Genomic DNA, 12,091 nt, shown 5'->3' on the forward strand with positions numbered 1-12,091 from the left:
AGATAGGTAAGGACATGCCGAAGAATCCGTGGGCCCGAAATCCCTGGTTCGAAACCGTGCACGAGGCGCAACGGCGCGCCAAGAAGCGTCTGCCCAAGTCGGTGTACTCCTCGCTGGTCGCCGGTACCCAGGCGGGTATCACCGTCAACGACAACACGGCCGCGTTCAACGAACTCGGGTTTGCGCCGCACGTGGTGGGCACCCAGCCCGATCGGGAACTGTCGACCACCGTGATGGGCCAGGAGATCTCGTTCCCGGTGATGATCAGCCCGACCGGTGTGCAGGCGGTGGATCCCGACGGCGAAGTGGCCGTGGCCCGGGCTGCCGCAGCTCGTGGCACCGCGATGGGGTTGTCGAGCTTTGCATCCCATCCAGTGGAAGAGGTGGCCGCGGCCAACGACAAGTTCTTCTTCCAGATCTACTGGCTGGGGTCGCGCGAGGAGATCCTGGCCCGGGCCGAGCGTGCGAAGGCGGCCGGCGCCAAGGGGCTCATCGTCACCACCGACTGGGTGTTCAACGTCGGCCGTGACTGGGGCAGCCCGGAGATCCCGGAGAAGGTCGACTTCGCGGCACTGCTCAAACTCGCGCCGGAGATCGCGGTCAAACCGCGCTACGCCCTGGACTGGGTCAAGGGCGGCACGATCAACATTCCCGATCTGACCGCGCCCAACCTCACCCCGCCCGGTGAGCCGGGTCCCACGTTCTTCGGCGCCTACGGTCAGTGGATGAACACCCCGCCGCCGACCTGGGAAGATCTCAAGTGGCTGCGTGAGCAGTGGGATGGGCCGTTCATGGTCAAGGGCATCACCCGCCTCGACGACGCCAAGCGGGCCGTCGACATCGGCGCCTCGGCCATCTCGGTGTCCAACCACGGTGGCAACAACCTCGATGGCACCCCGGCCACCATCCGGGTGCTGGGCCCGATCGCCGACGCCGTCGGCCATGACATCGAGGTGCTCCTCGACGGTGGCATCCGACGCGGTAGTGACGTCACCAAGGCACTGGCCCTCGGCGCTCGTGCGGTGATGATCGGTCGCGCCTACCTGTGGGGCCTGGCCGCCAACGGCCAAGCCGGCGTGGAGAATGTACTCGACCTGCTCCGCATGGGCCTGGACTCCAGCCTGATGGGACTGGGACGCAAAAGCATTCACGAACTCTCCCGCGACGACCTCGTCATACCTGAAGACTTCGAACGCTCCTTCGGCCACGTGTGAGGCGCCGTCGCCGTTCACCCACCACAAAGTAGAACGTGTTACAGTTTTTCGACACCGTTCACCTGTGGTGGGTGACGCGACGAGAGAACGAGGGCTCATCGGATGGGGCAGTTCGACGGCAAGGTCGTCTACATCACCGGAATGGCGCGCGGGCAGGGGCGCAACCACGCGCTGCGCTTCGCGCGCGAGGGGGCCGCGATCATCGGTATGGACATCGCCGGTCCGGTCGCCGACCACACCACCTATCCGGCCGCGACGGCCGAGGACTTCGGTGACACCGTCCGCCTCGTCGAGGAGGCCGGCGGAAAAATCCTTGCCCGACAAGGTGATACCCGCGACTTGGCGTTCCAGGAACAACTGGTCGCCGATGGCGTCGAACAATTCGGGCGTCTCGACATCGTGGTGGCCAACGCCGGCCTACTCACCTGGGGCAAGGTCTGGGAGCTGAGCGAAGAGCAGTTCACCGACGTCGTCGACATCAACCTGGTCGGGACCTGGAAAACCCTGCGCGCCTCGATCCCCGCCATGCTCGACGCCGGCAACGGCGGGTCGATCGTGGTGATCAGCTCGTCGGCCGGCCTCAAAGCGATGCCGCTGCAGGCCTCCTACTCGGCGTCGAAATTCGGTCTCCGTGGCCTCACCCAGACTGCTGCCAAGGAACTCGGCCACTATCGCATCCGGGTCAACAGCGTGCATCCCTATGCCGTCGACACCCCTATGGGCGTGGCCGACACCGAGGCCCACCGGATTTTCGGTATCGGATGGGTCGCACCACATCTGAGCTCGATGATGAACCATCACCCGGTGGCCTCGCTCGACGAGATCTCCGACGCGGTGCTCTACCTGGCCTCCGACGGCGCCAAGGCGATCACCGGGTCCGAGTTCTCGATCGACATGGGAGCCACAAAGGTCTGACGGCTTCCCGCGCCGACAGAACCTGGTTTCGCGCCGACAGAACCCGGTTTCGCGCCGACAGAACCCGGTTTCGCGCCGACAGAACCCCAGAATTCGCCGAGAGCATCCGCGGAGTGTGCGGATGCTCTCGGTCAGACGCCGGGGCGGATGCTCTCGACGAATTCTGGGGTTCTGTCGGCTGCCGTGCTGAGAGTTTGGGAGCCAGGGTGCGGTGGGTGCGGGTCCTAGTCTTGCCAGAGGGTGGCGGGATCGGTGGCCTCGCGGTCCGGGGCGGTCGGCGTCTGCGTCGACGTACGGGAGAACCGGGGCGCCACCTGTGCTTGGGTCACGCCGTCGATCTCCACCAGGTTGGCGCGAGCGGCCATATGCGGATCCGACGGCGCCTCGGCGAAGTCGAGGACCGGTGAGGTGCAGGCGTCGGTGCCCTCGAACACCTTGGTCCATTCGTCGCGGGTGCGGGATTTGAACGTTTCGGTGAAGATCCGTTCCAGCTCCGGCCACTTCGCGATGTCGTTCTGCGCGGGCAGATCTGCGTCGGCGAGGCCCAGGCCGGAGATGAGTTCGGCATAGAACTGCGGCTCGATCGCGCCGACGGCCATGTACTTGCCGTCCGACGTCTCGTACACCTCGTAGTAGGGGGCGCCTGTGTCGAGCATGTTCACCCCGCGCTCGTCGCTCCACAGGCCGGTGCCGCGGAAGGCCCACATCATCTGTCCGAGTACCGAGGCGCCGTCGACCATCGCCGCGTCGACGACCTGCCCCTGACCGGAGATCCCGCGCTCCAGCAGGGCGGCGAGTACGCCGACGACCAGGAACATCGAACCACCGCCGAAGTCGCCCGCCAGGTTCAGTGGCGGCACCGGCCGATCTTCCTTGCGGCCGATGGCATGCAACATGCCGGTCAGCGAGATGTAGTTGATGTCGTGGCCGGCGCGGTCGGCACGAGGCCCTTCCTGCCCCCAACCGGTCATTCGGCCGTAGACGAGGCCGGGATTGATCTCCGCCAGATCGTCGGGCCCGAACCCGAGTCGTTCCATGACGCCCGGGCGGAAACCCTCGAGGATCACGTCAGCCTTGGCTACCAATCCGAGGATGGTGTCGCGGTCGGCGGGGTCCTTCAGGTTCGCCTCCACGACCCGGCGTCCACGCAGCAGTGCGTCGGCTTTGCGGTCCGGCGCCGGCAGCGAACCGGGCCGCTGCACCCGCACCACGTCGGCACCCAGGTCGGCCAACAGCATCGCCGCGTGTGGTCCCGGCCCGATCCCGGCGAACTCGATCACCCGGATTGCGCTGAGGGGTCCGCTCTTTCCGCTGCTGCGCGGTGTCGTCGACGTCATGGTGTCCTCCCGATCAGTACCCGCCCCATGTGTCGGGTCTCACGCTTTTCCGGTCCAGCATCCCACAACCGATCGAGCGCTCGGACAGGCGGTCCATCCGATCGGATGGATGTGGGATTTCTATCGAACAAATGCGCCGACCCGGTTAACAGTGGCGCACCGCATCGCTAGAGTTGAACGAATGGAGCGTCGGGCCGCATTGGGACAGCTGTCGTGGCCCGAATTGTCAGACTGCACGGTCACCCTCCTGGTCCCGCTGGGTGCGACCGAACAACACGGGCCGCACCTGCCCCTGGACACCGACACCCGGATCGCCCAGGCGGTCGCCGAGCGGGTGGCGGAGGGCGGGCATCGAGATGCCGGACCCTCGGGCGATGCGGCGTCGGTGCTGACGGCTCCGGCACTGAACTACGGCGCCAGCGGAGAGCACGAGGGTTTTCCCGGCACCATCTCGCTCGGTCATGCCGCGTTGGAGTTGCTGTTGGTGGAGTACGGACGAAGCGCCTGTCGCTGGGCCGATCGCCTGCTGTTCGTCAACGGACACGGCGGCAACGCGAACACTCTCGCGACGGCCGTGCGTCGACTGCGCTACGAGGGGCGTGACGCTGCCTGGTTCCCCTGCGCTTTTCCCGAAGCCGACGCCCACGCCGGACACACCGAAACATCGGTGTTGCTGCACTTTTCGCCGTCAGAGGTCTGCGCGACCGCGGCGCAGGCGGGCAACACGGCCCCGGTGGCGACACTGCTGCCGGCCATGCGCACCGGTGGGGTGGCCGCGGTCAGCGCCAACGGCGTACTCGGCGACCCGACCGGAGCCAACGGCGAGCACGGGGCCCGGTTGCTCGACGAACTCGTGGCACGGCTCGATTCGGCGTTGGCCGACTGGCACGTTGACGAGAGCGGGCGGCTCGGATGACCGCACTCGACCGGCCGCCCGAGGCCGTGGCCACCGTCGACCACGCGCTGCCCGACGGGTTCCAGGTGCAGATCGACATGCGCTGCGCGCGTCGGCGTGACCTGCGGTTCCTTGTCGGGGGTTCCCCGACCCGCATGCTGCGGCTGACCGACACCGCACTCGGCATGACCTCTGCCGACGGCCGTATCGAGGTATGTGACCCGGCCACGCGACGCCTCGCGCGGCGCTTGCTCGACAGCGGAATCGCCAACCCCCGGCCCATGTTCGGGCCTTCGCCCGACGACGTCACGATCGTGGTGCCGGTTCGTGACAATCAAGCGGGCGTGGACCGACTGCTGCGCTCGGTCGACGGCGTCAAGGTGATCGTCGTCGACGACGGGTCGCGCACGCCGATCCGGGTCGACGGGCCTGACGTCGAGCTCATCCGGTTCGACGGCAATCGTGGCCCGTCGTCGGCGCGCAATGCCGGTGCAGCGGCCGCCACCACAGACTTCGTCGCCTTCCTCGACTCCGACGTCGTCCCGACCGCCGATTGGCTGACCATGCTGCTCGGGCACTTCTCGGACCCGTCGGTCGCCATCGTCGCCCCGCGCATCGTCGGCCTCTCCCGCGCCGCGCGCGAGGCATCGAAGGTCGAGCGATATGAGAACGGACATTCTTCGCTCGACATGGGCCCCGAAGAGTGCTCGGTGGTGCCCGGCAGCCGGGTCCCGTATGTGCCGAGCGCGGCGATGGTGGTGCGCCGCAAAGCTTTCTGTCAGTTCGACGAGTCGCTGCGGGTGGCCGAGGACGTGGACCTGTGCTGGCGCACCCACAAGGCCGGCTGGCGAGTTCGGTACGACCCGGTCGCGCGGGTGGCCCACGATCACCGCTCGGATGTCCGGTCGGTGCTCGGGCGTCGTCGTTACTACGGGACCGGCGCGGCGCACCTGGCCGACCGTCACGGTGGGTTCGCCGCACCGGTGGTGATGTCGATCCCCATGGCGGTGGCCGTCGGCGCATTGCTCACCCGCACTCGAATCGGGCTGGCCATCGCGATGATCATCGTCGTATACACGGGTGCGCGGCTGCGGCGACGCCTCGGCGAGCTGCCGGACGCGCCGTTGGTTGCCACGCAGATGACGGGCCGAGCCGTGGGGTTCGGCCTGCTGCAGGCGGCGGGTGCGATCTGCCGGCACTACTGGCCCGTCGCGGTCCTGCTGGCGTTGTTCTCCGCACGCTTCCGGCGGCTCGCTGTGGAGGTCGCGCTGGTCGAGGGGGTCGTGTCATGGGCGCGTGAGGTCGTCGCGGACCCGGCGTCGGGTCCAGCCCTGGGGCCGCTCTGGTACACCGTGTTTCGGCGACTCGACGATCTGGCCTACGGAGCCGGGTTGTGGCAGGGTGCCATCGCGCAGCGCGACCTCGGGGCGCTGCGGCCGGTGTTGACCACATAAAGGTGACGACGCGACGACTTCCGACGACCGCCGACGTGGTGGTGGTGGGTGCGGGCAGTGCCGGATGCGTCATCGCAGAGCGGCTCTCGCGTGACCCCGGGCGCGCCGTCGTCGTGCTCGAGCGCGGACCGCGTGACTGGCCGCCCCCGGCCGTTCGCGATCTACAGGTGTTGCCGATCGAGCACGGCGCCGGCTTCGCCCGGGGCCACACCGAGGCCACGGGACTCCCGGTGGTGCGGGGCAGCGCGCTCGGTGGGTCGTCGGCTGTCAACGGGGGGTACTTCCTGCGCTGGCATCGCGATGACTTCGATGACTGGCCGGCGCAATGGTCACCAGAGGCGATCGCACACGCCTATGACGAACTCGACGCACCGGACGGCACCATGGGAGTGACTGCCTTCGCAGATGACGAACTCGTCGATGTGGTGCGTCTTTTCGAGTCTTACTGGGCCCAGGCCATGCCGGTGCGTGCCACCGCGGATCCGTGGCCCATCGTCGGCGTGAATCGTGTGCGGTCCAACCGGGAGGGGCCGCTGCGGCGCACGTCGGCCGAAGCGTATCTCCGGCCCGCGATCGACCGACCCAACCTGACGGTGATCACCGATGCAGAGGTGGCGGAAGTGACGGCGGCCGGCCGTCGGGTCACCGGGGTGCGCGTGGGTGCCGACCGGATGTCGGTCGGTGAGGTCGTGCTGAGCGCGGGCACGCTCGGTACCGCCAGGATCCTGCTCCGCTCCGGACTGGGGGGCCTCATCGGGTCCGACGGCACGCTGCCACTCCACGAACATCGGGAGGTGCTGGTGCACTACCGGCGCCACGCGGATCCTCAGGTGATGCCGACGGCGTTGCTGCAGTCGGTGGTCCACACCACCGATGACATGGAGATCCGTTGTTACAGCACCGATATGGCGAGATTCGTGAAAGGTGTGGAACCGGTCGGCCCGGCCGTGGGGGTGGCGGGGATGCGACCCGGGTCCCGCGGCGCGGTTCGGGTCGGCGACACCGGACTCCTCGTCGACCTCGGCACGGTCGATCCAGACAGTGCGCGCCGGATGGCGCTCGGCGCCGAGTCGGTGCGAGATATGTTGAACTCGTCGACATTCGGCGGCGTCGTCGAACCGGGGTCGATCGTCGTCGACCCAGTGGTGCGGACCTCCCAGCACGCCTGGGGGAGCCTTCCGATGGGAGTACGGACCGATGACCTCGGAGGGCTCGACGGACTCACCGGCCTTCGGGTCGTGGACGGCTCCATCCTGCCGGCCGCCGGACGCAGCGGACCGCACGCGACGATCATGATGATCGCCGTGCGAATCGGCGACGTTTTGGCGGCGCGCTGAAACCGCCCGATGCGTAGGCTGGCGCCATGACCGCGTCACTGAATGACCCCGAGATCCGTGAGTTCCTCATCGCCGGCACCCGGACGGGGCACCTCGGATGGGTGGCCGGTGACGGAAGGCCGCTGGCGGCGCCCGTGTGGTTTGTGCTCGACGGTGACCGAATCGCGTTCAACACCGGTGCCACGACCGCGAAAGCGCGTGCGATGAGCCGAGATCCGCGTGTGGTGTTGACGGTCGACCTGCCTGGTCCGCCGTATGCCTTCGTGCAGATCCAGGGCCTGGCGGTCACCGGCGACGACCTACCGGAAGTGCGTCGGATCGCGACCGAATGCGGCCGTCGGTACATGGGAGCCGATCGCGCCGAGGAGTTCGGCGCACGCAACGGTGTGCCGGGCGAACTCGTCGTGTGGGTCGAGCCGACGAAGATCGTCGCCGCACTTGATGTATCGGCCTGACTCCGACTCGCTCCGCCAATGGCACCCAGTCAACGGGAAGCGGCGCCCAGTCAACGGTAAACGGCGCCCAGTCAACGGGAAGGGGCTGCGGTGGATCTGGGAGGTCAGATCAAGGTCGACCAGTAGTCCCAGAACTCCACGCCGATGGCGACGATCACGACCGCGTACCAGACGGGCAGCAACACCCACAGCCACGAACGGATCTCGCGTCCGACGCGCGACGATCCGAACACTCGACCGGCGCTGAGCGCCAGGATCAACGGTGTCACGGTCCACACCACCATGCAGTACGGGCACAAGGCGTGGATGCGATACAGACTCTGGAAGACGAGCCAGTTGATCATCACGAACCCGGCGAGGGTGCCCAGGGTCTGACCGAGCCAATACCACCGGGGCAGTTGAACTCCCGCGGTCGCAAGGGCACCGGTCACCACGATGACCGAGAAGGCCGCGATGCCGATCAGTGGGTTCGGAAAGCCGAAGATGGCTGCCTGATCGGTCACCATGACCGAGCCGCATGAGAGCACCGGGTTGATGCTGCAGCTCGGTGTGTACGACGGATCGATGGCCAGTTCGAAGCGCTCGATCGTCAACGTGGCAGACGCGATCAGGCCGATCACGCCTGCAACGAGCACGATCACCCCGATCACTCGTGATGTCGGCATCAGGGTCGTCCACCCGCGGACTGCGGCGTCGTCTGCGTCGTCGGGAGGTGTGGGTGTGCCGCCGTACTGGTCGGTGGTCTCGGTCATGATGCGGTGTTCTCCGGGATGATTCAGTTCGTGGCCGCGAGAACTGCGTCGCGTAACGCCTCCGGCGTCGACAGCTGCACGTCTTCACCGTTGAGCCGAACGGTCGGGGTGGCGGTGACGGCGGCTTGCTGGGTGGTGTCGGCGACCCAGTCGGCGAACTGCTGGTCGTCGATGCACTGCCGGACATTGTTCGCTCCGGCCTGGGTGGCGAGATTGTTCAGCTGGTCGTCGGACAGGCCGGCGCCGCCCTCACTGGGCTGCTGGGCATACAGCGTGTTGTGGAACTGCAACCAGGTCGTGAAATCGCCGTTCGTCGCGGTCGACTCTGCGACACACGCCGATGCGTTCGCCGCGCGTGTGGAGTAGTCGGTGGTCGACATCCGGTCGAGGATCGCGATCGGCATGTAGTCCACGGCGACCTGTGGGTTGTTGCGCAACTCCTCGAGGACCGGCCCGAATTGCTCTTCGAGCTGGCGGCACGCAGGGCACTGGAAATCCTCGGCGATGGTCAACACGGCGGGCGGCGTGCTGCCCGCCGGGGCGGTGGTGATCCGGAAGGCGTTGTTGTCGGTGGCGACGGTGACCTCCGATGAGCTGCCGGTGCTCGACTCGTTGGACAGCACGGCCCACAATCCGATGCCCACGGCGATGGCGATCAACACAACCGCTGCGCCGATCTTGAGGAGCGTTGATCGGCGCTTCTCCGCCTGGCGGGGATCGACGATGACCTTCTTCGAGTTCTGGGCCATGGGGTACTGATGCCTCTGCTTCGTGGGTTGGACGGATGCGTGGTCGGGGTCTTCCCCCGAACAGGCTACTTGGTTCGACCGGAGGGCCGAATCAAGGTGGAACAAACATGGGATGTTAGGTTGTTTGCCGTGTCCGATGTCATCCCGCCACCGCCCCGAACCAGCGAACTCGTGGTGGTCCGGATGCAGGAGCTGATCCGGAGTGGGCAGTGGCCGGTCGGGGAGCGGATCCCGGCCGAGCCGGAACTCGTGGAGCAATTCGCGGTGGGCCGGAACTCGATCCGCGAGGCCGTGCGGGCGCTCGAGCATTCCGGGATGTTGGTGCCCCGACGGGGCGACGGCACCTATGTGCGCAGTGCCAACATGCTCACCGCGGCCATCGCGCGGTGCGTGCCCGAGCGGGCACAGCTGGAGTTGTTGGGCGCGGCAGGCGATCGAGGCGGAAGCGGCCGCCGAGGCGGCTGCTGTCGCGGATGCAGGATGTGTTGCCGATCTGTATGCCTGTCTGGCGCGTGCGGAACGCACCCTCGCCAGTGGCGACATGGCGGCATATACCCAGGCTGACATAGCCTTTCACGTCGCAGTCGTGAACGCGTCGGGCAATGGTCTGCTCATCGAACTCTACGGCGGCATCATCGAGGTGATGGCGCACATGCACCAGCAGGTCGTCGACGCGACGATCGCCGACGGGGTGCATCCTCCCGGGCATCGGGCGCTGGTGGATGCGGTTGCGGCCGGGGACGCCGCCGCGGCGCGTGCCGCCGTGCATTCCTACCTCGACCACGCGCGTCGCGGGCTGTCGGCATGATCGACCCCGCGCGGCCACCGCCCCGAGAAGTAGTTCTTCTGCAACCGCGCAGCCACCCCACAACCGCGCAAGTCGCGGCGGACGCAGGGCCGAAGCGAGTATGCGGTTGCCGCGGATGAAACCTGCGGTCCGCCCATCGGTGAACGGACGGTCGCTGAGTGCGGTGGTCGCCGCGATCGGCATCATGCTCGTCGCGGCGAATCTTCGTCCGCCGGTGGTCTCGGTGGCCCCGCTGATCGACGACATCATGCGTGATCTCGGTTTCAGCAGCGCCACCGCGGGTCTGCTGACCACGCTGCCGGTGCTGTTCTTCGGCCTCAGCGCGCCGTTTGCCCCACGGGTGGCCGCCCGGTTCGGCATCGAACGGACGGTGTTCGGCGCCCTGGTGCTGTTGATCGGCGGAATGGGGCTGCGGTTCGTTTCGAACGTGATGTGTCTGCTCGCGGGTTCGGCGGTGATCGGCGCGGCGATCGGCGTCTGCAACGTCGTCTTGCCGGCCTTGATCAAACGGGATTTCGCGCACCGATCGGGTCTGATGACCGGGCTGTACTCGATGACACTGTCCGGTGGTGCTGCGGTCGCCGCCGGCCTGACCGTGCCCATCGACACCCGTTTGGATGGCAATTGGCAACTGACACTGACGTGTTGGACGTTGCTGGTACTCCTGGCGCTGATCGTCTGGTTGCCTCAGCTGGGGCAGGTACATCGTGTCGTGGTCGCCGGCACATCGCGACAGCTGCTGCGCAACCGGATCGCCTGGGCGATCACGGTGTTCATGGGCGCCCAATCGTTGGTCTTCTACACGTTCACCGCGTGGCTGCCGCAGTTCCTTATCGACCAGGGACGCAGCACCGCCGAGGCAGGCACGATTCTCGCGCTGGGGCAGGTCGTGGCATTACTGGCGTCGCTGCTGGTCCCGATCGTCGCCGGTCGCCGCGCCGATCAACGACTGGTGACGTTACTCGTGGTGGCGGTGTGCGCGATCGGTTTCGTGGGCCTGTTGTGCACCGATCACCTCACCACTGTGTGGGTCATGCTCGTCATGTCCGGTCCGGGGGCGTCGATCAGCCTGGCATTGCTGTTCATGGTGGTGCGTAGTCCATCGACCGCGGTCACCGGCCAGGTGTCTGGGATGGCCCAGTCGATCGGGTATGTCGTGGCCGCCGCGGGGCCGTTCCTGATCGGTGCGCTGCACGATGTAACCGGCTCGTGGACCATCGCGATGGCGGTGTTGGCGATGGCTTTGGTGCCACAGGCGTTGTCGGCACTCACCGCGGCTCGCGACGTCACGATGCGGGTGTGAGTGCTCAATTGGCTCAGCTGATCTCGAAGTCTTGCAAAGCGCCCGAGTAGCGCTTGCGCGGCGGTGCCCGGAACTCGCCCGAAGCCGTTCCGGTACGTCCGCCCATCGCGGCCAGCGCGGCGAGCATCCCCACGCCGGCGGCGACGCCGTCGATGACGGGCGCATCGATGGCGGCGCCGATCCGCTGGGCGAGGTCGGCCATCCCGGCGCAGCCGAGGACGATGGCGTCCGACCCGTCGGTGCGCAGCGCCTCGCTGCAGGCCTTCTCCAGGATGTCCGCGGTGGCCGGGTTGGTCTCCAGTTCCAGGACCGGGATGTCACAGGCGTGTACACCGCCGCACTGGCCGGCGAATCCGTAATGCGCCACCAGGTCGACGGCCCGGCCGATGGTGCGGTCGAGAGTGGTGACGATAGAGAATGTCCGTCCCAGCGGGGCGGCGAGATGCATTGCTGCCTCTGCGATCCCGAGAACCGGGGCGTCGGCCACTTCCCGGGCGGCGTCGAGGCCGGGATCGCCGAAGCAGGCGACGAGGTAGCCGTCGGCGCCGGGGTTGTCGGCGATGGCCCGCAGCAGGCCGGGCACCGCAAGCGCTTCGTCGTAGTGACTTTCGATCGACTCCGGCCCCATGGTGGAGGTGACGGCGACGATCTCGCAGTCGGGTCGCGCGACCGACCGCGCCGCGGGGGGGGGGGGGGGGGGGGGGGGCCCCCCCCCGGGGGGGGGGGGGGGGGGGGGGGGTGCCCCCCCCCCCCGCGACTCCACCAATCGGCCAAGCTATTCATCACCCTTTAGTACCCAGCGCGAGCTCATTTGATGGACAAATCATCGGCCCAGTATCCGCGGACATGCAGTCTCCTGGAGTCGTCGAACT

General features: G+C 67.4%; 11 protein-coding genes and 2 pseudogenes. 9 read left to right on the forward strand and 4 right to left on the reverse strand.

Annotated elements, in window-relative coordinates; all coding sequences use genetic code 11:
* Positions 1 to 14: 14 nt before the first annotated feature.
* Both mftD and L1892_RS10770 read left to right on the forward strand, forming a co-directional pair.
* Entirely contained in the window at positions 15 to 1,214 is a 1,200-nt protein-coding gene (gene mftD, locus L1892_RS10765) for a pre-mycofactocin synthase MftD (RefSeq protein WP_235723577.1), read from the forward strand.
* 102 nt (positions 1,215 to 1,316) lie between these two features.
* On the forward strand, positions 1,317 to 2,129 hold the full coding sequence (locus tag L1892_RS10770) for a mycofactocin-coupled SDR family oxidoreductase (protein WP_235723578.1): 813 nt from the start codon (positions 1,317 to 1,319) through the stop codon (positions 2,127 to 2,129).
* Positions 2,130 to 2,353: 224 nt separating this feature from the next.
* Here L1892_RS10770 and L1892_RS10775 read toward each other — a convergent pair whose 3' ends face one another.
* The gene (locus L1892_RS10775) at positions 2,354 to 3,466 is read right to left on the reverse strand and encodes a CaiB/BaiF CoA transferase family protein (RefSeq protein ID WP_235723579.1); all 1,113 of its coding nucleotides are present in this window, start codon (positions 3,464 to 3,466) and stop codon (positions 2,354 to 2,356) included.
* 181 nt (positions 3,467 to 3,647) lie between these two features.
* On the opposite strand from L1892_RS10775, the gene mftE reads away from it, so the two are divergent.
* Genes mftE through L1892_RS10795 form a run of 4 tightly spaced genes read left to right on the forward strand, consistent with a single transcriptional unit; the run spans position 3,648 to position 7,607 of the window.
* Positions 3,648 to 4,382, forward strand: coding sequence for a mycofactocin biosynthesis peptidyl-dipeptidase MftE (gene mftE, locus L1892_RS10780; RefSeq protein ID WP_235723580.1), 735 nt, complete (start codon positions 3,648 to 3,650; stop codon positions 4,380 to 4,382).
* Positions 4,379 to 5,815 (forward strand): mycofactocin biosynthesis glycosyltransferase MftF, encoded by a 1,437-nt coding sequence (mftF, locus tag L1892_RS10785; protein ID WP_235723581.1) that lies wholly within the window; start codon positions 4,379 to 4,381, stop codon positions 5,813 to 5,815. Before mftE ends, mftF begins: the two co-directional genes overlap by 4 nt.
* Positions 5,816 to 5,817: 2 nt before the next feature.
* The gene (mftG, locus tag L1892_RS10790) at positions 5,818 to 7,152 is read left to right on the forward strand and encodes a mycofactocin system GMC family oxidoreductase MftG (protein WP_235723582.1); all 1,335 of its coding nucleotides are present in this window, start codon (positions 5,818 to 5,820) and stop codon (positions 7,150 to 7,152) included.
* Positions 7,153 to 7,178: 26 nt separating this feature from the next.
* The gene (locus tag L1892_RS10795; protein ID WP_235723583.1) at positions 7,179 to 7,607 is read left to right on the forward strand and encodes a PPOX class F420-dependent oxidoreductase; all 429 of its coding nucleotides are present in this window, start codon (positions 7,179 to 7,181) and stop codon (positions 7,605 to 7,607) included.
* A gap of 104 nt (positions 7,608 to 7,711) precedes the next feature.
* On the opposite strand, the gene L1892_RS10800 is transcribed toward L1892_RS10795, so the two are convergent.
* Positions 7,712 to 8,359: a vitamin K epoxide reductase family protein gene (locus tag L1892_RS10800; protein WP_235723584.1), complete on the reverse strand. Its 648-nt coding sequence runs from the start codon at positions 8,357 to 8,359 to the stop codon at positions 7,712 to 7,714.
* A 23-nt stretch (positions 8,360 to 8,382) separates the two neighbouring features.
* Positions 8,383 to 9,108, reverse strand: a complete 726-nt coding sequence (locus L1892_RS10805; RefSeq protein WP_235723585.1) for a DsbA family protein — start codon at positions 9,106 to 9,108, stop codon at positions 8,383 to 8,385.
* A 183-nt stretch (positions 9,109 to 9,291) separates the two neighbouring features.
* On the opposite strand from L1892_RS10805, the pseudogene L1892_RS24875 reads away from it, so the two are divergent.
* The 3 genes and pseudogenes from L1892_RS24875 to L1892_RS10815 all read left to right on the forward strand — a co-directional run.
* Positions 9,292 to 9,399: pseudogene (locus L1892_RS24875) on the forward strand (GntR family transcriptional regulator); the annotation flags it as partial.
* A 55-nt stretch (positions 9,400 to 9,454) separates the two neighbouring features.
* Positions 9,455 to 9,916 carry an FCD domain-containing protein gene (locus L1892_RS10810; protein WP_308191698.1) on the forward strand — a complete coding sequence of 154 codons (462 nt, stop codon included), beginning with the start codon at positions 9,455 to 9,457 and terminating at the stop codon, positions 9,914 to 9,916.
* A gap of 115 nt (positions 9,917 to 10,031) precedes the next feature.
* Positions 10,032 to 11,219: a CynX/NimT family MFS transporter gene (locus L1892_RS10815; protein WP_235723586.1), complete on the forward strand. Its 1,188-nt coding sequence runs from the start codon at positions 10,032 to 10,034 to the stop codon at positions 11,217 to 11,219.
* A gap of 13 nt (positions 11,220 to 11,232) precedes the next feature.
* Here the strand turns inward: L1892_RS10815 and L1892_RS10820 are convergent.
* Positions 11,233 to 11,901, reverse strand: a pseudogene (locus L1892_RS10820) (aspartate/glutamate racemase family protein); the annotation flags it as partial.
* Positions 11,902 to 12,091 lie beyond the last annotated feature (190 nt).

The sequence above is a fragment of the Gordonia tangerina genome, from assembly GCF_021556435.1.
In the GTDB taxonomy this organism is placed as follows: Bacteria; Actinomycetota; Actinomycetes; order Mycobacteriales; family Mycobacteriaceae; genus Gordonia; species Gordonia tangerina.

Excerpts from the sequence above, each read along its gene's own strand:
- mftD (WP_235723577.1), top strand. The coding sequence starts at position 15 with ATGCCGAAGAATCCGTGGGCCCGAAATCCCTGGTTCGAAACCGTGCAC.
- L1892_RS10770 (WP_235723578.1), top strand. The coding sequence starts at position 1,317 with ATGGGGCAGTTCGACGGCAAGGTCGTCTACATCACCGGAATGGCGCGC.
- L1892_RS10775 (WP_235723579.1), bottom strand. The coding sequence starts at position 3,466 with ATGACGTCGACGACACCGCGCAGCAGCGGAAAGAGCGGACCCCTCAGC.
- mftE (WP_235723580.1), top strand. The coding sequence starts at position 3,648 with ATGGAGCGTCGGGCCGCATTGGGACAGCTGTCGTGGCCCGAATTGTCA.
- mftF (WP_235723581.1), top strand. The coding sequence starts at position 4,379 with ATGACCGCACTCGACCGGCCGCCCGAGGCCGTGGCCACCGTCGACCAC.
- L1892_RS10795 (WP_235723583.1), top strand. The coding sequence starts at position 7,179 with ATGACCGCGTCACTGAATGACCCCGAGATCCGTGAGTTCCTCATCGCC.
- L1892_RS10800 (WP_235723584.1), bottom strand. The coding sequence starts at position 8,359 with ATGACCGAGACCACCGACCAGTACGGCGGCACACCCACACCTCCCGAC.
- L1892_RS10805 (WP_235723585.1), bottom strand. The coding sequence starts at position 9,108 with ATGGCCCAGAACTCGAAGAAGGTCATCGTCGATCCCCGCCAGGCGGAG.
- L1892_RS10810 (WP_308191698.1), top strand. The coding sequence starts at position 9,455 with ATGTGCGCAGTGCCAACATGCTCACCGCGGCCATCGCGCGGTGCGTGC.
- L1892_RS10815 (WP_235723586.1), top strand. The coding sequence starts at position 10,032 with ATGAAACCTGCGGTCCGCCCATCGGTGAACGGACGGTCGCTGAGTGCG.